The 25305-nt window shown below is 57.5% G+C and carries 16 protein-coding genes and 4 pseudogenes; 11 read left to right on the top strand and 9 right to left on the bottom strand.

From position 1 onward, the window contains the following. The first annotated feature begins 327 nt into the window (after window positions 1–327). The 6 genes from RFN30_RS26395 (at window position 328) to RFN30_RS26370 (ending at window position 12043) form a co-directional block, all read left to right on the top strand. A complete protein-coding gene (locus RFN30_RS26395) occupies window positions 328–1455 on the top strand; it encodes a porin (RefSeq protein ID WP_320265005.1) in 1128 nt (375 codons plus the stop codon). A 580-nt stretch (window positions 1456–2035) separates the two neighbouring features. Further along, complete coding sequence (locus RFN30_RS26390; RefSeq protein WP_430699087.1) at window positions 2036–2203, top strand: DUF2958 domain-containing protein; 168 nt, start codon at window positions 2036–2038, stop codon at window positions 2201–2203. An 825-nt stretch (window positions 2204–3028) separates the two neighbouring features. Next, window positions 3029–6643, top strand: a complete 3615-nt coding sequence (locus tag RFN30_RS26385) for an NACHT domain-containing protein (protein ID WP_320265004.1) — start codon at window positions 3029–3031, stop codon at window positions 6641–6643. 36 nt (window positions 6644–6679) lie between these two features. Then, the gene (locus RFN30_RS26380; RefSeq protein ID WP_320265003.1) at window positions 6680–7960 is read left to right on the top strand and encodes a YiiX/YebB-like N1pC/P60 family cysteine hydrolase; all 1281 of its coding nucleotides are present in this window, start codon (window positions 6680–6682) and stop codon (window positions 7958–7960) included. A 370-nt stretch (window positions 7961–8330) separates the two neighbouring features. Then, window positions 8331–9524 carry an AAA family ATPase gene (locus RFN30_RS26375; RefSeq protein WP_320230262.1) on the top strand — a complete coding sequence of 398 codons (1194 nt, stop codon included), beginning with the start codon at window positions 8331–8333 and terminating at the stop codon, window positions 9522–9524. A 2-nt stretch (window positions 9525–9526) separates the two neighbouring features. After that, window positions 9527–12043 (top strand): S8 family peptidase, encoded by a 2517-nt coding sequence (locus tag RFN30_RS26370; RefSeq protein ID WP_320265002.1) that lies wholly within the window; start codon window positions 9527–9529, stop codon window positions 12041–12043. A gap of 183 nt (window positions 12044–12226) precedes the next feature. On the opposite strand, the gene RFN30_RS26365 is transcribed toward RFN30_RS26370, so the two are convergent. The 3 genes from RFN30_RS26365 to RFN30_RS26355 are packed head-to-tail and all read right to left on the bottom strand — an operon-like array spanning window position 12227 to window position 13328. Next, on the bottom strand, window positions 12227–12520 hold the full coding sequence (locus RFN30_RS26365) for a hypothetical protein (RefSeq protein WP_320265001.1): 294 nt from the start codon (window positions 12518–12520) through the stop codon (window positions 12227–12229). A gap of 12 nt (window positions 12521–12532) precedes the next feature. Then, window positions 12533–12802, bottom strand: a complete 270-nt coding sequence (locus tag RFN30_RS26360) for a Fic family protein (RefSeq protein ID WP_320265000.1) — start codon at window positions 12800–12802, stop codon at window positions 12533–12535. Continuing rightward, window positions 12708–13328 (bottom strand): Fic family protein, encoded by a 621-nt coding sequence (locus RFN30_RS26355; protein WP_320265072.1) that lies wholly within the window; start codon window positions 13326–13328, stop codon window positions 12708–12710. Before RFN30_RS26355 ends, RFN30_RS26360 begins: the two co-directional genes overlap by 95 nt. A 365-nt stretch (window positions 13329–13693) precedes the next feature. Between RFN30_RS26355 and RFN30_RS26350 the strand changes: the two genes are divergently transcribed. Then, window positions 13694–14374, top strand: a complete 681-nt coding sequence (locus RFN30_RS26350; protein WP_320264999.1) for a hypothetical protein — start codon at window positions 13694–13696, stop codon at window positions 14372–14374. Window positions 14375–14564: 190 nt separating this feature from the next. Here RFN30_RS26350 and RFN30_RS26345 read toward each other — a convergent pair whose 3' ends face one another. Both RFN30_RS26345 and RFN30_RS26340 read right to left on the bottom strand, forming a co-directional pair. Beyond that, a complete protein-coding gene (locus RFN30_RS26345; protein ID WP_320264998.1) occupies window positions 14565–14834 on the bottom strand; it encodes a hypothetical protein in 270 nt (89 codons plus the stop codon). Between the two features lie 83 nt (window positions 14835–14917). Then, window positions 14918–15238 (bottom strand): hypothetical protein, encoded by a 321-nt coding sequence (locus tag RFN30_RS26340; RefSeq protein ID WP_320264997.1) that lies wholly within the window; start codon window positions 15236–15238, stop codon window positions 14918–14920. A 250-nt stretch (window positions 15239–15488) separates the two neighbouring features. Between RFN30_RS26340 and RFN30_RS32450 the strand changes: the two are divergent. Beyond that, a pseudogene (locus RFN30_RS32450) lies at window positions 15489–15738 on the top strand (IS110 family RNA-guided transposase); the annotation flags it as partial. 111 nt (window positions 15739–15849) lie between these two features. Here RFN30_RS32450 and RFN30_RS26330 read toward each other — a convergent pair. The 3 genes from RFN30_RS26330 to RFN30_RS26320 form a co-directional block, all read right to left on the bottom strand. Further along, window positions 15850–17289 carry a glycosyltransferase gene (locus tag RFN30_RS26330; protein ID WP_320264995.1) on the bottom strand — a complete coding sequence of 480 codons (1440 nt, stop codon included), beginning with the start codon at window positions 17287–17289 and terminating at the stop codon, window positions 15850–15852. Window positions 17290–17323: 34 nt separating this feature from the next. Beyond that, entirely contained in the window at window positions 17324–18088 is a 765-nt protein-coding gene (locus RFN30_RS26325; RefSeq protein WP_320264994.1) for an HAD-IA family hydrolase, read from the bottom strand. A gap of 249 nt (window positions 18089–18337) precedes the next feature. Next, complete coding sequence (locus tag RFN30_RS26320; protein WP_320264993.1) at window positions 18338–19834, bottom strand: GMC oxidoreductase; 1497 nt, start codon at window positions 19832–19834, stop codon at window positions 18338–18340. 736 nt (window positions 19835–20570) lie between these two features. Here RFN30_RS26320 and RFN30_RS26315 point away from each other — a divergent pair. Both RFN30_RS26315 and RFN30_RS26310 read left to right on the top strand, forming a co-directional pair. Continuing rightward, window positions 20571–20809 (top strand): annotated as a pseudogene (locus RFN30_RS26315) (transposase); the annotation flags it as partial. 1256 nt (window positions 20810–22065) lie between these two features. After that, entirely contained in the window at window positions 22066–24732 is a 2667-nt protein-coding gene (locus RFN30_RS26310) for a Ulp1 family isopeptidase (RefSeq protein WP_320264992.1), read from the top strand. Window positions 24733–24757: 25 nt separating this feature from the next. Here the strand turns inward: RFN30_RS26310 and RFN30_RS26305 are convergent. After that, window positions 24758–25042, bottom strand: a pseudogene (locus RFN30_RS26305) (IS630 family transposase); the annotation flags it as partial. Between the two features lie 2 nt (window positions 25043–25044). Here RFN30_RS26305 and RFN30_RS26300 point away from each other — a divergent pair. Further along, window positions 25045–25176: pseudogene (locus RFN30_RS26300) on the top strand (ATP-binding protein); the annotation flags it as partial. Window positions 25177–25305: the final 129 nt, after the last annotated feature.

The raw sequence follows: 25305 nt of genomic DNA, 5'->3' as shown, positions 1-25305 counted from the left end.
CGCAACCCGGCTTCGACCGCAGTCGGCCGGGGTCTTGGCGAACCCTTCGGCAACATCCACCAAAGACACCCCCTCTCCACATATACCATTGCACCTCCGATTATTCCTAATCGGAGCCAGCGGTACTTATCGCCCAAAAGTCACTTTCATCGCCGGTTCGGCAAGCACAACTGCGACAGTGTTACAGGTTTCGTTGCCGACGGTTCACGACCCCGTCGTCGAATATTGATGCTTGATACCTAACTCTAGCATGTATTTTTCAATCATCGAGTTGGAGGAATTTTCTTTGAAGTCCTCCCATTTGCTTAACTTGAATGGAGATCTTGAATGAACATCAAGAGCCTACTTCTTGGCTCAGTTGCGGCACTGGTCGCAGTGTCCGCTACCCGCGCCGCCGACGCCGTTGTCGTCGCCGAACCGGAGCCGCCCGAATACGTCAAGATTTGCGACGTCTATGGCGCCGGCTACTTCTACATCCCCGGCGCCGAAACGTGCCTGCGCATTGGCGGCTATGTCCGCTACACCATCGGCGCCGGCGACGTCGGATCGTTCGACGGTGCGAGAACCTCGGACGTCAGGACCGGGGCAAGTCAGGGGACGTGGCAAAAGAATTCTCGCTTCGATCTCAAAACCTGGACCGGCCAGGAAACGGAGCTTGGCACGTTGAAGACTTATACCGAGACGCGCTTCAACTTCCCTAATGGTGGCCCCACCGCCACGACATTGAACTTTGCCTGGATTCAGCTCGGCGGCCTCCGGGTCGGTGAAGACTACTCGGTTTATGATTCGTTCATCGGCTACGCCGGTGGCGTCTACAATGACACGATCATCCCCTACGGTATCAAGGACACCAACCTCATCAGTTACTACTTCGACGCGGGCAATGGCCTCAGCGGCGTGGCCTCGCTTGAAGAGGGCGCTGGCGCGACCGGCACAATCGACAGCTATGTTCCGCATGTCGTCGGCGGAGTGAAATACACGCAAGGCTGGGGCGCCATAACTGGTGTTGTCGCTTATGATAGCAACTACGAATCCGTGGCCGGCAAGGTTCGTGTGGACTACAAAGTGACCAAGGAACTGTCGCTGTTCGGAATGTTCGGATATGGCTCCGACGGTAAGCTCAACGATGACTCGACAAATGCCATCGACGCTCATGGTCGTGGCTTCTACAAACCGTGGGGCGGCAACTGGGCTTTCTGGGCCGGTGGCACCTACAATTTCAACGAAAAGACTTCATTCAACATTCAGGTATCGGGTGATCAGCTCAAGAACTACGGTGTTGCTGCAAACGTTGCCTATACGGTGGTTCCAGGTCTTACTGTCACTGCCGAGGTCGACTACGATCACTACGGTAACTTCGGGGTCGTGACGGTCAATCCTTCCAACGTCAACTGGACCAACGCTAACAAGAAGAACAACCTCGGCGGCATCCTGATTTTCCAACGCTCCTTCTAGCGCGTCAAACCTTTGAACCACAGCGTCCGCTATGCAATCGCGTGCGCTGTGGCTTCGCCGTGCCGGCAGCGCTGGCTGACCGGGAGCCCGAAGGCTCCATCAACGGCCCTCCCGAGTGCTTAAGAGATCGACTATGCTCCAAGCTAATGCAGCCGAGAACTGCCTCCTTGCGAACGTCATTCGCAGGACGTCTAGCTGATGACAACGCAAGGAGCTCGAGCCCAGGCGCACGCGAGCCAGATAGTTTCCGTTCATAAACGCCAAGCTATTGAATTATTTCAGGAATCGTGATTTCCTGAGAGAGAAGCCAGGCGGTTTCGGGTAATTACGCTGAACCTCGCCTTGATCGCCGACTACGCAGGTTGGCCGGGGCGAGAGCGAAATCTGGACGGGAATGGGTCGAGTACGGGTCTCAGTCGCAATTGCCATGGTCAAGTCCTCGTCTTTCCTTGTAACACATCTTGCGTTGTGAAGAGTGCATGCCGAACGGAGCCCTCGCCCCAGCCGGGCTCCGCTTCGGAAGAAACGAGCGCCGACGATCTTGCATGGGAGGTGACTACTGTTTTTACGGCTTCTGTGAATCCGGCTCCTCGCCTTCCCAGAGATTGGCAGCGTCAGTCTCACGGAATTAACCTCGGTGCGCGGTCGCCTCGGCCTGCCGATCGAACGCGACCGGCATTTCCGGGCAGGGAAGACGCTCTCGGAATACGCAACCATTGCGCGGCAAAACGGAGCAATCCGCACCTGAAGCGCTCATGCCGCGCCCGGCTTCCCGGGCCCGGCATTTGGGTTGTCAGAAATGGGGTGGCGACCGTCAGAGGCCCAGGGTGGGGAATCCTATTTGCGAAACTCCGAAAAGAGCGTGATCTCGGCGCCGTCCAGCGATATTATGTTACGTCCGGCGGTATATAGGCGTAGTGGAACGGCCCCGAAATTGCTGGATCGGACGCCTCTATGAGACGTCCAGCATGATTGATGATCACATTCCCGTCACCGAGCGCGACCCCTCAAACGGTCCAAACTTAGAACCCGAATTCAAACTCCTCCTGGGGTTCTTTAGTCAGCAACGAACTCTTCTTCTTCCGCTTACCGGCGGGCGGGCAGGCGACCATATCCTCAGTGCCAGGCCCGGTCGAGATAAGACGAACCTTCGCAACTTTGCGACGCGTCTGTTGAGATCCGCGACAAATTCATCGACGTGGCGGCTGTTCAAATTCGAACGCACGCCCCGGACCGATCGGTCGAGATAATCGGCCCCTGTCAAAACGATGTAATCTGGTGAGTTGGCGATGACGGCCTGAGACACAAGATCCATGTCAGGCAAACCTACCCTACGACGCCGGTTGGGAATGCCCCAAGCACCGCCACCATGTTCATTAATGCCAAGCTTATCGGCCTCATCTATGGTTATTTCCTCAGTCAAGGAACCAGCATGATTGCGTGTAGGAAACGCTTTCACACGGTAGGGGTCACAGGTTCGAATCCTGTACCGCCCACCAGTTTATTCAATTACTTACCTAAAATATTATTTGCCCGATTGCCGCGATGTAACTTTCGTGTAACTGGACTTTGATTGTCGCAGTTGCAAGCCGGCAAGACCTCCCGCACACTCGGCGAAGCGTCACAACCCGCTTTAGGCCCGTTTTGTGGGTTTGAAATTTCTCAGGATAACAAGAAGGAAGTAACTCCATTGACTGAAGCGGGCGGACCGGCCACTCACGCAGGCATCAGATACCAGGATCAAGTCGCTGCGCTCTACCTCGGCCGGATGATAGATCCGCGCGAGCGGCCACGGCAAGATCGGCCGGTAGAGGTGAGGATGGAAGCACCTCAAAGTGTGGACGATTTTGTTGTCCGCTTCGCTGATGGTTCGCGTCGCTTCTTCCAGGTCAAGCTCTCTCTCGAACCCTCTGGCGAGGTGTGGAAGTCGCTTTGGATTGCCTTTCGTCGTCAGTTAGACACCGACTTCACGCCGGATGACCGCCTTGAGCTGGTTTTGGGTGAATCATCGCCGCTCGCAACGCAGTTGTCTGGGCTGATAAAACGGCACGACAGTTCAGATGTTATCGAATGGCAGAAGCGCCTGACGGCGAGCCAAACCAAGCATGTTTCTTCGATTCAAGAGCTTCTCGACGACGATATCATGGAGGTGTGGCGTATCGTAACACGACTCGACGTAAGTATCTGGCCCGAAGATGGGATAGCGCGGGACTTTGTCCCTCAATGGATGCCACCGTCGTCAGGTACGTCCCTTCAACTCTTTGGGGCCTTGTCTGGCATTGCTTTGGACGGTGCGACTACCCGCTCTACTTTTAACGGATCAAGGCTCTACGACCGTCTCACCTTAGAATTCCAAATTGCTATCCTAGACCCCCCAAACTGGGGAACTGCGCAGTATCGGCAGGCGGTAGCTGCGCTCGCATGCGTTGAAGTACCAGGAACTGACTTCAGGCAACGGCCCGCCGCACATTTCCTTTGGCCAAGATGCCTTCGATACGATCGAGATCGCCGGCCTGATTTCGACGACGACCTGCCCGGATGGAGAGATGTGAGTGCTGATGGGTTGGTCGATTTGCGCGACTTCCCCAGCGTCGACCTCGGCGCGGTGGTTGTTGTTGCGGGACCGGGGTTTGGAAAAACCACGCTTGTCCATGCGATGGCGCAAAAGGTCGCTACTGGCGGTCGGCTTCCGGCCATTATTCCGGCCACCAAGCTTTCAGATTCTGACCTTTCAATCGCCGATTACCTATCAGTGCGGTTAAACAGTGAGTTTGACGTCAGAATTGATTGGCGCGCTGCTGCCGACGCCGGCTCGCTCTTGCTCTTGCTCGACGGATTGGATGAGGTGTCAAGTGACAGACGCACCTTGATATTGGAACGCCTAAATGTGTATCGGGCAAACCACCCCAGCGTGCGCTGGCTGATGACCGTGCGAGATGCGGCGGCATTGTCACCGCCGGACGATGCGACGATGGTAGAGCTGGCGCCACTCCAGGACGAAGACATCTCGGCATACGTCAACTTCTACCGACCGGGTGAACCCGGCGTGGCCGAAGCGCTGCTGGGCAGGATAGAGGCACGTCCCGATCTCGCGCATTTGGCCCGCATTCCTATCTTTCTTGCCCTCATGCTTGTTATGCGGCAGGAGAAGGCAAACCTTCGCCGCAGCGATTTGCTCGACACTTATCTTGAAACGCTGTTTCGTCCGGCAGCGTTCAAGGACGCAGAAGGCGACAAAGTCGACACTGCAGTGCTCCGCCAGATTGCGGAACGTGCAGCTTTCGAGGCGCTGGAGACGGACACGATCGGAATTAGCATCAAGCTGCTGGAACGGTGCGTTAGAGACATTGCGCCCCATCTTAGCAGCGACGACGTACGGGAAGCCCTGGTTCGCCGCGGCATCCTTCGTAAGTCGAGCCTGACAAGGCTGACTTTTCCGTTCCCGATCGTCCAGGAATATCTCGCTTCGGCAGAGTTGCTAGAGCATCACAAGGACCAGATCGCACCACGGCTGGGCAAGATTGTGCGACGTCCATGGGCGCAGGCTATTCAGTTCGCATTGGAGCGCCATCCTAATCCCGAGCCGCTTATCGACGAGATCCTGGGGCGTGAGGACGATGTATTCCACACAGGGTTACGGTTGCTCGGTCGTTGTCTCGCGAACGGCATGTCGGTCTCGAAACCACGTTGGCAAACGATGGGCGACCGTTTCGCTGAAATCTGGGGTGGGGCATCGTGGCGTACAAACAAATTGATCAATGGCATCATCGTTGATGCGTTTTCGCAGCCATTGCACCCCTCGATCCGCATCAGACTCGGAGAACGCAGGCTCGTTCACGAGGGTGCCGATTCAATCGTTGCGCGGCTTCGCGATACCGCTCTGTCGTTGGACGTTCTAGGTGAACTTCTCGGCGGCAACATCGAAAATATGCTCCACCTTGGTGAGATTCAGCGTGAGGCAGACCGCCTCGGAACGGCTGCTTTCAACCTTTACATCGCCCAATGCCGCCGGTGCGCTGGCGAGCGGGGGAATGAGCATGCGATCAGTTCGCTCATCAGCCATCTCAAGATGGGTTGCGTCGACGCCGATGTCGCATTTGCTGCCGCAAGCGATGAAACCTTGCCCCTTGAGGTCCGGCTATCTGCTTGGAGTCAATCAATGCGCAAGCTCGATGCGTCGACTGAGGAACTCATCATACGAATCTTGGCAAGCGAAGGGTATCATCCGACGTCGTCGGCCGCGCAGGCCTTATCTTCCCCGCAGGTGGATATTCCATCGATCTTACAACTTTTGAAATCGCCGAGGGTGCTGGAGGAGCGCGCCTTGAAGGTCATGGAATACCTAATTTGTGACTGGGAACGGGACGGTCGAGTTGACAGGATCAATCAGCTCCTTGCAGAGGGCGGCATCAGCGAAGAGATGCAGAATTTGGCTTCTCTGTTCGCTGTCAATGCCGGGAATGCAAACGTCTTCGATACCTTACTCGACCGCATTCCCACGCTGAGCACTGAAATGGTAGGCGCTACCGTGATTATGTTCGGCCATTTTCATGATCGCACACGCGTGGAACGTGCGGTGGCGGCGATAGCGGTCCGGAACTGGAGCCCGGTTGATCGCGTCGTGATTACACACTCTCTCACGACAGGATTGACCTATCGTTTGAAGATGATGGGTTTGCGTTCGGGCGCTTTAGAGTCCATCCCTCCGCATCCGGGGCGAACCGCCCCATTCCGTCTGCTTTCGGATTGGCTTGCGCAACAAGATTATGAGCCCCGGGCGTTCTTGAAAATTACGCTCGACGCGGCGAGCCTCGGAGTGCCTGGCTCCGCCACCAACCTTCGCGCAATCTTCGATGCAGCCATGGCGGCGCCGCCCGACGAGGAGCATGCTGACGGCTCATTGGCAGGGCGGGCCTTGGAGGTCCTTTACGCCAACCGTGAGGCGCCTTCTTTGGATGAACTGGAACGTCTCGCGTTTTCCTCTATGTACAATCTCGCCTCCAGTGTCGTAGGGCTGATCTCCAAGGGCGGCACGGCGATCGAAGCCGAGAGCTTGATGCGGCTGTATGAGAGTGTTCCGTCCGGCATGCTCCGGTCGGTGGTTCTGGGTGTGCTGGAACCACTCGCCGGACATTTGGGGCTGCGTATCACACGGTCCGGCAAAAAGCTCACGGCCATGGCAATCTGACGGCTGTTCTTCAATGAGGGGTCAGGGAGGGCGGCTATGAAGCGCATCAAAATCGACAGCGTTGAGCCCGGGGACATTCTGTTCACGGCTCGACCGGGCACTAGCAAAGTGATCCGCATCGCGACACACGGCACTGTGTCCCACGCGATGATTTGCGTCCAGCATGGCTCTTTCATCGACTCAACGATGGATGGCGTCCAAGCGCGGAATCTGCAGCGCGAGCTTTTCGAGGACGACGAAAAGGTGTTTCACTTCCGCCTAAAGGAGCCGCCATCTCGGGAAGTGCTGTCGAAAGTTATCGACTATGCCCGCGCCGAGATCGGTGCGCGGTATTCCCTGGCGGAGGCAATCCGAACGGTAAGTCGGACCCGGAAGCCGAGGACGAGGCGCCTGTTCTGTTCTCGATTGGTTGCAAGAGTTTATAGGGAAGTAGGCATCGACCTCGTGCCGGACGCTGACTACTGCTCACCCGAAGATTTGCGGGTCAGTTCCTTGCTTGAGGAGGTGCCGACCGAGACAGAAACGGTCTCTGCCGAGGAAGTTGAATGGTGGAGAGGCAGAGAGAATCCAATCAGCGCTACGCATCAAGCCCAAAACGCAGTGCTCGATGCGGCGCGTTCTGTTGATCCGGGCGTGGAGAACTTCAATGATCTCTATTCGCTGCTCGCCAAGCGGCCTGATGCAGACCCAGTCATAGCAGCTGCCCTTCGACAAAGCGGTTACCTTGATCTCTGGCGAACAGAGGTTGATTTGCATCCATGGCGCTACGTGCCAGGCCTCATCGACAAGATATCTGGGTCGTCCGAGGATCTGAGGGACTATTGCATCGGCACAGTCAGGGAGGCTTACAGCGGCAACATCCGTTTCGCTGTCAATCTCATCCTGTTGCGAGCCTTGCATGTCCGATACCCGCGCGAGTCGCTTCGGCTGGAGATAGAGCTTTATGAAACCCTTGTGCGGAACGACCAGAAGCGGCGGGAAGTTGCCTACAAATGGCTGTCTGATCACTATCCAGACGACCTGAAACGCCACATGGAGCAGATCGAGCCCCATAGTGCCTATTGGTACTCGATCGTTGACCGCGTCGAACCGCACCTGGCGGCCCTGTCTCGTCACGCCGTAGAGGCGGAGGGCGGTACGAACGTGTGCTCATCATGCGGAGACGAGCCAGCCTTGGACTATCGGTTGGTCAACGGCGCCGAGACCATGCCGGGGGTACCGTCCTTGCGCCTCTGCGGGGACTGTATCGAAATTCGGCGGGGCATGGGCAACGTGCTGGCCCGGTTTCTGCCCGCTATCGACGCGCCTGAAGGCTAGCAGCCACGATCTCATCTTACGGCAGCGGCGGCCAACAGTGAGAACGGCCGACCAATCGGTTATCTCGCGCAAAACCTTCCACTGCGTTGATGAGCTGGAGACACCGGCTTGGATACTCCGCGGCTAGTCTGTTTGGGATAGCCATGAAACGCCCTCTTCGTTCTTTGATGGACGACGATACCGCAGATGTCGACCGAATTCAGGGGCAGCATCCCGGTCGTGCGCGCCGCTTGAAATTACGACAACAAATATGCAACAATCGTCCATATTGGTGCAACAAGTTGCCAAAAACTGCAACAATGGCGCTTGCATATCCACTCTTGAGGTGGCATTATGCAACTCGCTTCAATCCAAATTAAAGGCCCGAACCATGGACCATTTTCCTATTGTGCAGGCGCTGTGCCGCGCCGCCATGGCTACGCCGAATCCTGCACTTCGCAAGCAGATCGAACGTCTTTCTGCCGCTCTTAAGGAGGCTGGCGAGGCAAAGCAGGCAGGAACACTGAATGGCATCCTCACCAGCGCCGAGCGTGCCGAAGAGATGGCGCCGAGCCGGTTGGTGCGTTCAAAGGCTGCGTTTGCAGGAGAGACCCTCACGCCGAATACGCCACTGCCGGTCGACAAGGAGACTTCCAGTGTTTTGGCGGAGGTGATTTTTCCTCACCAGATCAGCGCGACCGGACCGCTTTTCAGCTCTCCGGTCGAAGCTGCGGTCAAGAGCTTACTGGACGAATGGAACCACCTGAGCGAGCTTGAAGCGCTTGACGTTGCGCCGGCGAAGTCCTGTCTGATCTTCGGGGCGCCGGGGACCGGAAAGACCCGGCTGGCCTATTGGATCGCGAAACAACTCGACCTGCCGCTTGTCGTGGCGCGGCTCGACAGCCTCATGTCATCCTTCCTGGGTACTTCCGCCCGCAACATAGGAGCCCTTTTCTCGTTCGCGGGCCGGTACCGCTGCATCCTGCTTCTGGACGAATTTGATTCTCTGGCCAAGCTGCGAGATGACCCCCAAGAGGTTGGCGAGATAAAACGGATCGTAAACACGCTGCTCCAGAACCTGGATGCACGCTACGAGGTGGGTCTCACTATCGGCATCACCAATCACCCGCAGCTTCTTGATTCAGCGGTGTGGAGACGCTTTGAGATACAGCTCGAAATCCCGGTCCCAGACCTTCCTTTAAGGCTCGAAATGGCACGTGCGTTCATGGTGCCGGCGGATGTCCCGGAGTCGCACATCAAGCTGTTGGCGTGGTTTACGGATGGTGCAACCGGCGCCGAACTAGAAACGCTAGTCCGCAGCTATAAAAAGCTCCGTGCTGTGCGAGGTGATGCGTCAGAAGAGGTCTTTGACGTGTTCCGGCAGTTCGCCACGATGAACAGCGGCCGGCTGAGCAAGCCTAAGCGCGGGCTACTTTTCGGAGATCAAGCGAACCTGATCTCCGCACTTCACGATGCCGAAAGCCCACCCTTTTCCATGACGGAGTTGGGCGAGCTGATGGGGCGGGACAAGTCGACGATCAGCCGCATCATTAAGCAGGATCGCAAAACGAAAAAGAGCGATTAACCATGGCCACTCCCGTTCAAATCGTCCTCAACGCCAATAACTTCTCGGAAGACCGTGACGTGCCATCGGGACGTGGCAACCGGACAGATTTCTTCCAGGACAATGAAAGTGCGTTCCCAGCTCACCGGGAGAAGATCGCCGCGCAACTCGAGGGGGTGGCAGAAGAGATCCGTCGCAACATGGTCTCATTCGGCGAGGTCGGCCATGTCAAGGTCATCCTGCGCCGTCGCGCCTGGGCGAAAAGCCATCGCCCCTTGACTGCGCTGTTCCCCAACGATCGAACCCCGTTGGTTGGTGGCCTGGATCTCGGCGAGCTCATTTTAGAGGTCACGCCCCGTTCCCTGGACCAGGCGGCGGGTCAAGTCAGGTTGGCGGAAGACCGTGTGAAGTGGGAAAAGAACAAGATCACCAACAAACTCGAAGCTCACCCGACTGCCCGGCGCAGCGAGACCGGCGCTATCGAAAGGATCGAGATTTATGGCGCGGCCGACCGTCGCCGCTTCGACATCGAAAAGGCCGTCGTCTGGCTCTCAAATAGCAAGACCGGAGGACAGTATGAGGTCGAATTGTTCGATTCTCCGCCACCGCAGGGGGATTGGGACGCGACCGGAGTAAGGCAACGCCTCTACGTATCCTTTCTGAAGGGACTGCAGGGCTTCGGAAGTGGCCTGACGGTAAACCGTCTGGCGGATAAATCATCGCGCAGCATGGCGCGAGTATCCGTTCGACTTGAACGCTCTTCGCTTCCTCCCCGCGTCCAGATTACCGGGGAGGGACCAGCCCCAAACCAGAAATTCTCTGCTCCAGCGCCATTTGACGACAGGGTGGAGCGTCATATGCAGGTTCTCAAATTCCTTGAGAGCCACCCCTTGGTCAAACGCATTGAGTTGCCTGGTATCTTGGTGCCAAGCGCAGTTGCATCGAGGCCCAGTCGAACATTGCCGAGCGGTTTCGTCATGCCTGTTCGGGATACCGGACGGAGCTGGCCGCGAGTTGGCGTCATTGATGGTGGAATTAGTGACGCGGCCTTGGGCGACTGGCTGATTGGCAGATGGGATCAATTGGCCGATGGCGATATTGACGCGACGCACGGTACCTTTATCGGCGGCCTGTTGGTTGCCGGCTCCACCCTCAATGGACCCGACACGTGCGCCGATCCCGATGGCACTGAAATATACGATGTTGCTGTGCTGCCTTCTACGGACACGGCATTCACAACTTACCATGGCGACCTCAACGGATTTTTTGAGCAGGTCGAATACGCCATCATCGAGGCGCGAACCCGCCACAACGTGCGGATCTTTAACTTCAGCATGAACGTGCAAACGCTCGTGGCCTCCAACAATTACAGCAAGATCGCTGAGCGGCTCGACCAAATCGCGGACACGCACGACGTTCTGATCTGCATCTCCGCGGGCAATCTCACTACGTCCCGTCAAGAATGGAGCGCCGACGTTACCTCTGTGCTGCAGATGATGGCGGTCAGCCAGAACGACGGCATATTTATCCCTGCGGAGAGCGCGCGGAACATCTCTGTAGGGGCATTGAACCCGGCTTCCCTCGACGGTGCCATCGGCCATGTGCCGGCGAACTATTCCCGTCGCGGGCCAGGAATCCAGTGCCTCGTCAAACCAGACTTTGCCCACGTCGGCGGATGCGGGCATGGACTGGCGTCCAAAGCGCATGGTCACTATTCGGTTGATCCCAGTGGCAACGTCACTGAAAGCTGCGGTACCAGCTTCGCTGCACCGCTTCTGGCCAAACAGGCAGCCCTGCTCGATGCGCAGATCGAGGGCAATGTGTCGAGGGAGACACTCATCGCCCTGCTGACCCACCATGCCAAAACCCCGTCGGGGATGGGTGCAAAAGAGTTAAGTGTGATCGGGCGCCAGCTGGTTGGGCATGGAACACCGCCCTCGGTCGGCGAGATCCTGGATGGTGACGATAGCCAAATTACTTTGGTTTTCGCGGCACGCCTGATGCCCGGGAAACAACTGAAGTTCGAGTTCGCATGGCCGGCCTGCTTGGTGGAAAACGGCAGATGCCGTGGCAAGGTTCGGCTGACGCTCGTCGCCAGCCCACCGCTCGATCAGCGCTTTGGCGCCGAGTTTGTGCGTGTCAATGTCGAAGCCGCACTCCAGCAGGAAGCGGTCAAGGATGGGAAGCACAGTTGGAAAGGGCAGCTGAAGCCCCTTTACCTTCCAGAGTCGTCCGTCGACCATCCGGTCGAGGCAGAACGCATTGAGCATGGTCTGAAGTGGAGTCCGGTCAAAGTCTACGGGGATCAGATGCCGCAGGGCCGGGGATCGTCTTCCACTTGGAGGCTGTTGGTCAGTTATCTTTCGCGAACTGACAACACGGCTGTGCCCCAAGAGGGTATCCCGTTCACCGCCATTCTCACGATTGAGGACATGGCCGGGGAGGAGCCTGTGTTCAATGTCATGCGGCAGCAGTTGGCCTCCAGTCCGTTCCAGATATCTGACATTCGGACGGCCGCTCGCGTGACGACACGCGTTTAGGACCATGGTTGAGGTCCAGCGCGCGGGAATTGAAGGCAAGGCGTTACACAAATCCTTGCACATGGCTTTCACAAATGCCAAATAGCGATTGTTAAGCAACGAGATATGGGAAGGCTATTCGGTCTCCAAAACCGCAGGCCGTAGGTTCGATAACAGTAGTAGATGAGAAACTTAAGAATCTAGTTAGACGCGCAGACCGAACAGCCCTATTTCCATGGCCTGTTCCGTCCGCGCCGACAGATCGTGCTGCAGTTTGCGGATCTGATTGGGACTGTGACCACGGTGGAGCAAGAGCGCGGTCAGATAAAGTTCGATCGCATGGATCGCCGACAACCTGAACGGCGCTCGGGTAAGGGGCTTGCCGGGTCGGCATTGCTGAAGCAATAGGTTTGCCGCTTCGCGGTACTCTTCCGCCAGTTCGCGAATCTGCTGTGGGGATGCCAACTCGCCCGGATATTTGGGTTCTTCGTTCGCCACTTCCGTCGCCCCTTACCGTCTGCGGTAGTAACAGTACCATCTCGGCGGTTCGTCGGCGGCCTGCAGTCTGGCTTTGTATTCGTCGACCTGGCGGGCGAGCCCCCGGGCAACTGACCAGAGACTGGAGCCGACGTTGAGTTCGCACAGCCAAGCGTAGGAAAACAACCTGGCGATACGGCCGTTGCCATCAAGGAAGGGGTGTATCCGTCCAGCCGGTGGTGTGCTGCAGCGCAGGCGATGATCCTGCGCAACCGTGCAGATGCTTGGATTGATAGGCTTCAACAAAGCGCTTCAGGAAGTTCTCGATATCGTCAGGGTCGGGCGGTATGTGGAGACCGACTTGGACGTGATTTTTCCGCAGTTCGCCCGGAACGACCGGCAGTTTTGCGCCAGTGGCGGGGTTTGTTACCCACAGGAGTTCTTCAGGAAGTCTGCTGCAGAACTCCCGGTGAACCCAAAGCAGGAATTCGATGGAGACAACGGGTGCTGGTCCGGCACCTTCGTCGATGAGGCGCTGCACGTCGATATGGGCCTGAGCTTCAATTTGCAGGTTGCGGCGTTTGGCATCGTTCGCATAATCACCCTTGAGAGCGCGGTCGATATCGATCGGGTGGGTATCGTGGCCTTCGATGAGGTTCGAGTAGTAGCAGTTCATTGCCCGGACGAGATTGCCGAGGCTGTCCCGTAGGACGGGATGGATACGACCACCGAGGCGGCTTGCCCTGTCCACCAATTCGGTAGCCAGTTCCTCGAGAACATGCTTATAATCCTCAGGAAGCAGCGGTTCCATAAGTGCTGTAGATGCCATTTTTTGCCGATCCTTTTGCCGGTCGAATCGTAAAGTCGGAACATAGGGATAAGGCAAACGGATAGATCGAACATTGCCGATATTTTTGCCGATTTGGGAAGCAGATCTATGCGGTTCCGTCGTATCCACCTTGGCCTAGTGCGGAGCTCCCCCTCCAGGAGATATCGATAAAGGTGGTTTCGTGTGGGGCTAACGTCCGACAATCGACAGCGGTTTAGTAACCGGCAAAAAAAGAGATCGGCTGGTATACAACAAGCTCGTTCGCAGGATGACCAGCGCCGGGTCTGTTCACCAGGTATCAGATTCCACGAGGTGGACCTGGTCCCCGGGCAGCAGTGGCCCGGCACGAAGATGCAGGCCGCAGGATGAATGCAAGAGACTTTCATGACGATATCGTCGAGCCAACCCTGAAGGAATTTGACGCCGATTTCGGTAGCAGGCGGCGCGCCTTTCTTGCCGTTGCTGTCGTTGATTCTCTGGTAGCGCATATCTATGCGGAAGCGACGCAGAACAACATCGACCCATACGACTTCCTCGGGGGGCGCTACGTTAGACGAAGCCAGAACTCGAATGGCAAAGTGGTCGAAAAAGATATCAACATCACAGACTTCGATGAAACAAACGGTCAAGGCGTCGTCTTCACGACAACAGTGTCATCCGATCAGCGAAATGACAGCTACTTCCGCCAGCGGATTGCAGATGGTTGCGACGCGTTTCGGCTCATCCGAGACCTAGCGAAGGCGAACAAGCATGCCGAACTTGTCAGGCACAAGCCGTTGGTGTCATCGTCGGATCAGGCGATTTCAAAGCCGATGGGTTATGGACTGGGCAGGTACGGAAAGGGGCGTTTTGGCGGTGTCCCACAGATGATGATCCGGCTCAATGCCCCCACGACCGGAAAGGAAGAACCCGAGGAGGTCTATTTTGAACACGTGCTGCACGAAGCCTATTGCGTGGTAACTGATCTTCTAGGCGTGTTGGACCGGCGGCGAGGGCGTGAGCCGCGCGAATACGCTTGGCACACCGCCAACGAACAGGAACTTTAAAACCCCCCATGCCAGTTCCTCCACACCGTAAGTGGGCCGACATGAATGCCTAGGCGGATCGCCTGCTACCGTTGGCGGCAGTATGCATTCCATGCCAGCCCGATGGCAGCAAATGACCATTCCCGCCGTTTGCCGTAGGCAGGACTTTGGCGGGTAGGGCATCCGGACAGTCCGGTTTCCCGCTGGAAGTTCATGAACCACGCCGTGGATTTCGGCTTGCCGCGTGCCGTGGGTGGATCTGGCGGATGATGCCGCTGTGCGCCCAATGGCCTTGCGGGTTGGCAAGCGATGCCGGGTCGGCCAGATAGGCACGGAGCTTTTGCAGCGACGCGTCCTCTGGGGTCTGGTGCAGGTCGGCGCGGAGCTCCCTGACGGCGAGGGCGGCGCCTTGTTTGGCGGCTGCGGTCAACAGTTCGCGCAACTGCGCGTTCGTCAATACCAGCGCTTGCAGGGCTTCCATGAATCAAGCTTTCATTGATGGATTGTCGCGGCTAGAACTCGCCGCCGGTCGATTGCCTCACGGTCCTCAAATGACGTCAAGCCCTATATGCCGAGCAGGGCACCCCGCCTTTCAGTGACCGGTCGCAAGGGATCGACCAGGCCAAGGTCGTAGATCATGGTCGTTTCAAGGTTGCCCTTGTGGTCGACGTAGTGGGAGATCGCTTCATGCGACACCCCTTGGCCGGTCAGCATCAGCGAAATCGCAATCCGCTTTAGGTCGTAGAGCTGGAAGTACGCCGGCACACCGGGGAGGGCCTTGAACCGGTCGAGCCCCTTGCGGAAGTTATCGCGCGGCTGGGTCTGGTCGGTATGAGACGGGAATAGCAGCTTGCTCTCGGGCCAGCGGAGGCGTTGGGCCTGCACTGCACCATGGCGGCAACGCGGGAATGGATCGGCACCGAACGGTAGGCGTACTCGTAGAGCGAACGCGACAGTTTGATGCCCTCGGTGTTGTGCTTCTGCCAGATCAGCTTGTCCAAATCGAAGTGGTCGAATCCTGCCTTGGCGAGATCACTGGGACGGGCCATGGTCAGGAACAGGATGCCCATGAAATTGCACAGTTCCTGTATCTGGTCGTTGCCGGTCACCAACCATGCCTTGCGCAGCGATGCCCCGCGGCCTGGCCGAGTTGGTTCGCGTCAGGCTGGTATCGAGAAGTGAAGGTCAAGAGCGCACAGAGTCAGGCCACCCGGTCCATGCTCGTCGCACGGTCAAGATTTGTCGAGATCCGTCGCGATCTCGAAAACCAGACATGGTCCATGCTGAAGGAATACGGGCTGCAGTTCAGTCGATCGATTGGGTCACAGTTCCGGCGAAAGGATTGGGAACTAGTTGCTGACGGCCATCCGCTTCGGCCTTTGGTTCAGGCGGAGCGACGGCAGCAATTACGTCATCGTTTACAGAACTGACCCGATCGGCGTCCAGCCGGTTCACACCCTACGCGACCTCCGGCGCGGAGACGTCCGCCGCCTGGCTCAGATGACTCTTGGATTGAAAGAATCCCCGTAACGCACCTCAAAACTGGAGAGAGATGATTGGATCGATTGATACCACTTTGGGATTTGCGAGATTTGCGTGCTCGAGCGCAGGCAGTGTTCGCGTGCGGTTCTGGCCATCTCCTCGAAATCACTGTAGCCGACCGCAAGCTGATGCATCATTTCTGCAGCTTTGTCCTCGATGTCCGGCTCGTGGAGGACAACGCCGTTAAGCCCATTTACGACCTGCCTCTTCAGACCAAAGGCGGACGACACTACGACGGGTTTGCCTCGGAACAGAGCCTCTGTTGCTGTAAGGCCGAAGCCCTCTTCGCGAGATAGCGCAAATACTCCATGGGCGTTCTGTTGCAGCCGGCCGACGATTTCCGCATTTGCGTCGTGGTCCTTCATCGAGATGCAGACCAGATACACGCGCCGCCGCACTTCCTTCGATAATTGAGTGCATAATAGGACGCATTTCTCGAAATACTCCCGTCCTTCAGGATCGTCGGCAACATCCAAAGGATCCGGTCCCGCGATCACCAGGCGTGTATCGTAGGCCTCCGCGAGCGCCGTTTTCACAAAGCGATCGTAAGCGGCGATAATCCGGTCAATACCTTTCAGTCCATCCCATCTGGATACATGAAGGAAATACCGTGAGCCGAGAATGTCCTGAAGGGAGGGTGTGGGCTCGAATTCTTGGCCGTTGAACGAAACCGAATGGTCTAGCGTCTGGCCCGCTGGCCCTTCATAATTACGGTTCTTGCTTGAAAATGGGCTGATCGATGGCGGGATGATATCTATGGGCACATCAGTATCAAAGGCATATTCCTTGGCGCTTAGGACAATGCGTTGGAATTGATGGAGGTATTCGCCCAAGAGTCCCCAGATTTCGTCGACTGTCGGGGTGCGCTTCGGATATCCGATGTGGCATCGCCAGATAGCCGGGTGCTGGTAAGATTCAAGGAACTTCGCAGCTGCAACAAGAGGCTGCGGATCATGAATTACCACAAAGTCATCAGGCCTGATGATCCTATCCAGCTCCGCAGCGCCTTTCTGCGATGCCTCAAGATAATGCGGGAGCAGATCATTCAAGCCTGCCACCTTAACGTCGTGAAGAGAATTATGAAGCGCTTTGGTGAATTGAAAAAATTGTTCTTCCTTCGGTTTAAAGATGAGCCAACGCACATCAAAACCAAGCTCCCGAAGCAGGCAAATGTGGTGTGGAAGCATTTCGGCCACCCCACCGCCGAATGCGGTGGAATTTATGTGCCAAATACAACGGCTGCCGATCATGTTACGAGCTTCTCCGGACGAACGAAATAGTTCATCGAGGAGTTCGTCATAATGGTTTCGCTCCGCCACGTAATGGGCAAGTACCGAGCCTTCTACCAGCACCTCATCAAAAAGTGAGGTGCGGGGTTTCGTTGATACTTTCATTCGTGGTCCCTTAAGTCTGTGGAGCAGGTTCAACTCAGCCAGTTTGAAAGGAAGCCTCGGCAAAGTTCTCTATCCAGTCCCTTGTGTCAGGATGACCTCTGGCGTTGGGGCCAACGCCGACGCAGTCGCAGCCTGCCGCGATCGCCGCTTCAATTCCGGTGGGGGAATCCTCAAAAACCAAGCATCTTTTGCCGGCGATGCGCAGCATTCGCAACCGCGTTTGATAGGGTTGCGGATACGGCTTTCCCTGACTGACGTCCTCGGCTGCAATCATGATCCGCGGCCAGGAGAGTCCAGCCGCCTCAAGGCGGGCAAGGGCCGAAACCCGTGCCGAAGAGGTGACAATAGATCGCCTTTCTGCTGGGATGGAGCTATAGAACTCTACGGCGCCCTCGATCGGTTGCAACAGTCTCATCGCTTGAACCTCGTAATCGGCAATGCGATTTGCCTCGCGTTCTGGCGAGAGATCGGGCGCGATCGCCGCCACCAAATCTATGTCGCGGCGGGCGGCCGACATCCGCACCGCGTTATCCGGACAGATCCGTTCCTCCCGTGCCCATCGACGGAGTGCGCTTTCGACCACAGCCTTCGAATCTACAAGGGTTCCGTCCAGATCGAAGGCTACGTGATCATAGTCGTCGAGGTGAACATTAACGGTTGCGGTTTTCGTGCGATTTTTCAATGCTTTCCACCTAATATCAGGCCCAATGATGCTTTTGGAAAGGCAGGCTCTCTCTGTGGTGTGAAATGCCTCCGCGCAGTATTCGACCATGGCTGTGTCAGTGACCTGTGCAGTCATGTCTTCGTCCCAACGGTGTGCCGGCTGCAAAGCGGCAAAAAATCTTCCAAGATTTTCCCGGCGAGTATCTGGCGTTGCTCATTCACCGGCGATGGCAGAGGCGAAGCCCCGCGGCAGTAGGTCATATCCAGATAGATCTTGCCGTTGATCTCCTGCGCTATAGCCCCATTGCCGGGGGCGGAACATGATGGATGACCCGGTGTCCCGCTCCCGTTCAGCCAAATGGCCGATAGCGCCAGGACCGAGCATCTAAATTGCGCCTTTACTGAGTGACATCGCCATTCGCCTGGCGTTGGCCATGATTGTGTGGGTCGGATTGCTGTTCCCGGCAAAGTTCATAACGGAACCATCCATCACATGGATGTTGGTCAACCCATGGACCCTGCCGCAGCTGTCCACGACCGAGTTCCTCGGATTGCTACCGGCGCGCATCGTGCCGTGCAGGTGGGAGCTGCCTTTTCCCGGGAAATATGGCTCTCGCTCGATGCGGAATGCGCGAAGGTGGCGCAGAATGTCATCCGCGCGGTCGGCGAGAAAATTCCTTCGTGCACGGTCGTTTTCCGAGCTTCGGTATTCGAAACGGATATAAGGGGTACCGTACTGGTCAGCGGCCTCGTCAAGCGCGACGCGGTTATGCGACCATGGCTCTTCTCCGGCTATGTAGTGCAGGCGCACAACACCTACGTTCTCATTCGGCGAAGGGAAATTCGCTTCATAAATGAGCCCGCCAAATTTGCATGGCGCGCCGTTATGTTCGTAGAACTCATCGGTATAAACGGTCGAATGCGGTCCCCAGTGCGGAGCAAATGCATCGGAGCCCCGATCGGCTCGCTCCATGTAGCCGACGGAGTAGCCGCCAATCTTGAACGAGAGGCCGCGTCCAACGAGACCGGATTCGTTTCCTATTCCCTTCGGTGCATGGTCACCCTTCGACCGGAGCATCAATGCCGCTGTTTGTATCGCGTTTGCGCAGACGATGACCCTTTCAATTGGGATCCGGATCAGTTCCGATGAGAGCGGCACATAGCACTCAAGGGCTCCAGCCCGACCGTCGTTCTGCATTTGGATCCGGTTGACGAAACAGCCGTATAGAACCGAGATTGTCCCTGGCAGGGCGGAGTCATCCAAAATGTTTCTTGCAAGCACTGATGCTCTCGCATCCGTAGGGCACGCCAGTTCATCGCAAGCCGAACAATTGATGCATCCCTTGTTGGTCCCTGGCGGCCTGATTGCCAGTGGGATGGTTTTTGATCTTATGCCGAGTTCCTGCATTGCATTGGATAACATCAGCCCACGCGGACTGGCTGGATACGACGGAAACCCATTCGCGCCACTGATCTCCAAGAGATGCTCGATCTCCAAATAGTAGGGTTCGAGCTCCTCAAGAGTAATCGGCCAGTCAATCGCCATGTCAGTCGTAAGATATTGGGAAGCTGACAGATCTGCTTGTCGGTATCTGAACGTTATCGCGTTGTAGAACCCCATCCCCCCGCCGACGCAGCACGCTGTCCAGGGGTTGCCATCGGCGTGGCCATTGGAAGTGAGTGCCTTGCTGTAGGCCGCTTGATGAGGCCCGAGCATGGCGCCAGGACAAGCCGGGCCTCCATATTCCAGGACGGCCACATGGCACCCCTTTTCCGCAAGTGTTCGGGCGACGATCGATCCAGATGGCCCGGAGCCGATAACAACCGCATCGAAGTTTGTGTAATTACACGCGTGCGCTGCAATGTGTCTGATGTCCGTCACGGGCATTAGTCTCCTGTGAGGTTTGTGGTAGCGGGCCAGCGGGCGGTGTTCGCGATTGACATCAGGAGGTGCTTTATACGGGCCGCGTAGTGGGGGGCGGCGATGCCTGCCGGGCCATTGGCTGGGTGGCGGCAGGTGACGAAGAGGCCGTCGTACTTGGATGCATCCGGAAGAGTAGCGGCGGCGGCATTGGTGGGGTGACCATGAAACGTCTTCTCCTTTTCAATGATGACGTGGTGCGGATGACACCGCATTTACTGTGCCAACGAGAAACCGTTTTAACTCAATTCGATGCTTGTACTCTGGTAGTCGCATTTCCAACATTGTCGGACATTGGACAGTGTCAAACGCCAAGCGCTTGCGGGCTCGATCCGCCGTCAAGAATCATGGACGCGGCAGTCTCAGCCTTCGTTTCGAACGTCTTCGTGCTCGAGGCCACCCGGGCGCTGGCCCGCACGCCTGGCCGAGGGCGAAAAGTCCCGGACCCAGCCGCTGCACCTTGACACCCTCGTCGCCGACCGGCAGGCCCTGCAGCGTCGCCTCGGCGCTATCTCGTCTCGGGTCAACGAAGCTTGCCGCGACAGCTCGCCGACAGCCCGGTTTGGCTCATCAGCGGGGCCGGGCAAAGAGCGGCGTCACGATCCTCACACTCACAGCGATGTTTAGGCAACCGGTCGCAGATCGCGCACCGGGCGGCATAGACGAGTCAAGTGGGCGGTCCCGGAATTAGGTGGTTAACCAGTTCCGGCTGTTCCTGCATGCCGGCGCCTACTGGCTTATGTGGGGCCCGCGCGCCGCGATGCCGAAACGAGCTTTGCCGTCGCCCAATTCGACACGTTGCGATTGCGCCTCATCAAGATCGCCGCGCGCGTGGTCGAGATGAAGACGCAAATCCGCCTGCACCTGCCGACATCCTGCCCGGACCAGCGCATCCTGCGCATCGTCCTCAGTCGCATCCCGCAACTCGCGACATAAACGATGGCGCGCAGACGCCCCGAAACGAACCCGCTGACCGCAACCCGCAAACCCCCGCCTGCCATCACCGAAGGATCAACCCCGGCGCCTGACGAGGCTTGTCAAAACGTGCCGCAACGGCGACCAGAGCGCCGCCTCAGGCCGTCGAAAGCTCACCGCCGTGCATCAAGCGAGCTAACTGCTGACCAGAGCACGAGGTCTGCGCATTGTCCGATATAGCTGCAAGACTTTGGGCTACCACGTGCGCAGTTCTGCCAAATCGGCAGCTGTCTGCAGTGACTCAGCATCCCAAAGCGTGTGGCCGAGACTAGTCGGGCCGGCTTCCACATGAGGCGCGCCCGCTGGCCAGAAGGGGCGATCTCGCGCACCAATAACGAACGTTATCAAAGTCTGCGACGGCTGCTTCAGTCGCGAAGCGGCTGGGAAACAAATGCGGCCCTCCGCTCTGGCTCGCCCTGAATTTTTTGCGGCAGGACCCGTAAGTCTCTCGACAGCTAACCCTGTTAACAAACCGATTTGTTGAACGGGCAAGATTTGTTGAACGGGCAAGTCGTCGAAGCGGCGCTTGAGTCGATCGAACGCCTGCAATGAATACCTGGCTGGTATCGATGAACAGAAGAAACGCTACTTCAACGCTATTCTCAGACGGCCTCGCGACAGACTTAACAAGCCGGTCAGAAATTCTGGAAATGTTCGAATAATCTGCGAACTCGGAAACAGGAGCATACATGGAATCCCACAATAGCGGATGGTTCAATACCGAGGGTTGGATGCGCGAATACGCTGCCCTGCAAGAGCGGCAGCGGACGGAACAGCCACACGGCACGTCTGAGGATCACAGTGGTTTCGAGCAGCACCTAAGCCAATTGCAACTCGGTTCCTCTGATACGAGCTCCGCTGAGGCCAGTTCGCCAGACAGCCCAGCCGCAGAGGTCCATAGAAGGAGTCTCCACACTGACAATCGCGCTATGACACGGAACCTGCGGGATGATCGGTTCGGCAACGCGCGCCACAGCCTAGACCAGCCTCGCGCTCACTTTGACAGCTCCCCTGCAGAGGTGTCGCAGTCTGGGTTACATGACAGGTTGTTCAGTAGCACGCGCTACACTGCCTCGTTTGAACCGCTGGCTGCGCCCACCAGGGATGACAAAAGCCGCGGTTTGTGGTCGCGTTTCAAATCAGAGATCGGAAAAACCTTCGGAAGCAAAAAGTCGTCGGGCGGTTCGGGGTCGAAATTTGTCCCTACAGAGCTTCGCATGGATTTCGCCAAACGCAGTCGCTCTTCCGCCAGCGGGGACATGTATCCCCAAGACGAGCGCCTCATCGAACTGTTTAAGGAAACAGTGCAAGCGTACGAAGTTGTTCCCGACGGCACCATCGGCCGAGGGGCCGGAAAGGTTCCCGCTCCGACCATCAAGGACAATAAGGCGGCTCTTGCGAGTTTTGCTCGTTGGCTGCGAGAAGAGAACAAGAAGCCGATGGCTCCTCGGCTTCTTAACGAGCCAAGGTCGCTGGCCAATGACGTCGATGAGTACATCGCACTCGGAATGGACCATCGTGACCGCCTCAGGTCGGCAATGTCTCATCTCCGGAGGCTTTCGCCTGACGGCCAAGTAATCCAATCAGCTGGCACTGGGCCCCGCCTGATGGGGCGCCAGTCAGCGAATCCTCATCCCGACGACGCTCTCATCATCGATGGCCTACTCAAACAAGAGCTAAGCAAGCTGGGGCCCCGTCCAACTCGCAAAGAGAGCAACCCCGCCTCAGCCATGGCTTCCAAGCAACGGAGGTTTAGCGATTGGCTCCAAAGGGAGGCCAGGGAGAGCATCGTGAGCCGAATCAACGGCACCGATCAGCAGCAAAAGTCGTTGAAAGCAGATTTAAAGGACTTCAGCAAAGCCACAGGACAGCAAGGCGCTCGACTGGATCAGATTCGGCAGTACCTAGGGGCTGAGAGTCAATCGACCAAGCTTCATCCGTATCCAGATGACGCCAGCGTCATCGATGGCCTGGCCAAGGAGCAAGTGAGCAAGCTCGGAAACGACTCGACTCGCCAGCAGAGACAAGCAGTCGCGAAAATTGCTTGGGAGCTACGCAGGTTTAGTGATTGGCTCCAAAAGGAGGGTAGGGGGAGCATAGCGAGCCGGATCAACGGCAGCGATCAGCAGCAACGTTCATTGAAAGCAGATCACAAGGAGTTCGACAAGACCAAGGCACAAACCGCCGTAAGTCTCGAACGGTTTCGGCAGTACGCAAGCGATGGGACCACGACCGGGATCCAATCGATCAGCAGGTATCATCCGTATCCCGACGACGCCCGCATCATCGAAGGGTTTGCCAACGAGGAGCTGATGAGGCTCGGGTCGGACGCCACCGCCCGACAAAAAAACGTGATCGGAAATATTGCTAGCGCGCAACGCGGGTTTAGTGATTGGCTCCAAAAGGAGGGTAGGGGGAGCATAGTGAACCGTATCAACGGCAGCGATCAGCAGAAGCGATCGTTGAAAGCCGATTTCAAGACTTACACCAACGCTAAAGGACAAAGCACCGTGAGTCTCACAAGGCTGGGGCAATACTTACAAGTCGTCGAGGCGAACGCTGCGCTGGGGTTGTCCCTTGAGCAGGCAAGCGGGCGGGAACCTGCCGGTTCGCAAACCGACAGTTACGATCAGTCGCAGCTTTGGCGTGATGCGGACGAGGCAGGAGGCCACGGGCCTGCCGGGTGGGGCCGTCCCTGGTCGGGGCTGTCGTCGCATTCGGACGAACGCGCCGCATCGCAAGTGGAAAGTTACGATCAGTCGCGGCTTTGGCTCGACGTGGACCAAGCCGCGGGCCAGGGACCAGCAGGATGGACCTCTTCCTGGTCATCGCAGGAGGTGGACCACGCTGGGCGGGGGGAAAGCGCCGCCTCCCAGGAAAGCTATGATCAGTCGCAGCTTTGGCAGGAGGTGGACCAAGCCGGATGGCAGAGACCTGCCGGTTGGACCTCTTCCTGGTCATCGCAGGAGGTGGACCACGCTGGGCGGGGGGAAAGCGCCGCCTCCCATGAAAGCTATGATCAGTCGCAGCTTTGGCAGGAGGTGGACCAAGCCGGATGGCAGAGACCTGCCGGTTGGGACCGCCCCTGGTCAGGGCCGTCGTCGCAGTCGGATCAGGATATGGGGCCAACTCAGCCGTCCGCGTCAGCTCGGTCATCAGATATCTACCGCGGTCTTGAGTCCTTGGTCGATTTGCCGTCCACACCGGCCGAGTTGCGTGATGATGCTCACTATGAGCCGTTTCTGGGTACAGCCTCCGATGCTCAGGTTGGGGCGCTCAATCCGCAAGCCTCGTCTCACCGCAGCGGACGGGCGCTCGGCGCCAGGGAATGGCTCGGCGATGTGCATATCCAGGGAGATTACGAACTGCTGGCGCAGGAGCTGCAGAGGGACAATCCAGATCTCGCCGTCCGAACGCGGCTCGTCGATCCCCTGGTAGCTCATTACCATCTGCGCCTGGGCTCCGACAGCGTCGTGCTCAGGGCTTTCCAGCGCATCGTCTATGATCACAATGGCAACGATACAGCCGACTTCCTGTTCCTGCCTGTCAACGATGCCAGCGCTACGGATCCTGACCGCCGCGGCACCCACTGGTCACTACTGCTGGTTGACCGACGCGAGCGGGCAAGGCCGGTTGCGTATCATTACGACTCCGCCCGGCGGCACAACGACCAGCCCGCAGCACTGCTCGCACAACGGCTGGGAGCCCGCGTGGAGACAGTCCGCATGACCCAGCAGCGCAATGGCTATGATTGCGGGGTCTTCGTGCTCGACGGCACGCGGGCGCTGGTCAGGCGATTGGCGCAAAGGCGGCGGCCAGCCATGCTGCACCTCGACAATCTTGTCGTCGATCGGCAGGCACTGCAAAACCGACTACGGGGCTGATGTAGGATCTGCTGGCAGATTGAGGCTAGTGGATTGAATCTAACACTTGGTGCCCACGTTTGACGGCGGCGATGATTTTGTCGGGGTCGGCGGTCCAGGTGAAGGGTTTGGGTTGTCGATTGTGCTCTGCGAGGAAGCGGTTGATGGGCGCCTGCAGGTCGATGACAGAATGAAAGACGCCTCGCTTGAGGCGTCGCTTCGACAGCTTGGCGAAGAAGCCCTCGACAGCGTTGAGCCAGGAGCAAGACGTGGGGGTGAAGTGGAAGGTGAAGCGCTGATGGTGGTTGAGCCAGGCACGCACCTTAAGGTGCAGTCGCCGACGCCATTCTCGACAGGATTGTTCATAACGCCCACCGCATCGTGCTCCTGGGCGACAGCATGCGAAAGCAAAAGGCGGCGCCCCTCTTGACCAGCGCCGAAAACGGCGAAATCAATCACCCATGACGACAACCAGGCACCCGAGGACCACCACCGCCAAACTGTCCGGGACTTAGTGAAACACTGGAGTGCACCCCCAGACTGAGACAAGGAAAATCGCGGACATCGTCCCACGTTAAGCTATGCCGCCTTTTC

This window comes from Mesorhizobium dulcispinae, assembly GCF_033977345.1.
Taxonomy (GTDB): Bacteria; Pseudomonadota; Alphaproteobacteria; order Rhizobiales; family Rhizobiaceae; genus Mesorhizobium; species Mesorhizobium dulcispinae.
This window is presented reverse-complemented; position numbering and strand designations above follow the sequence as displayed.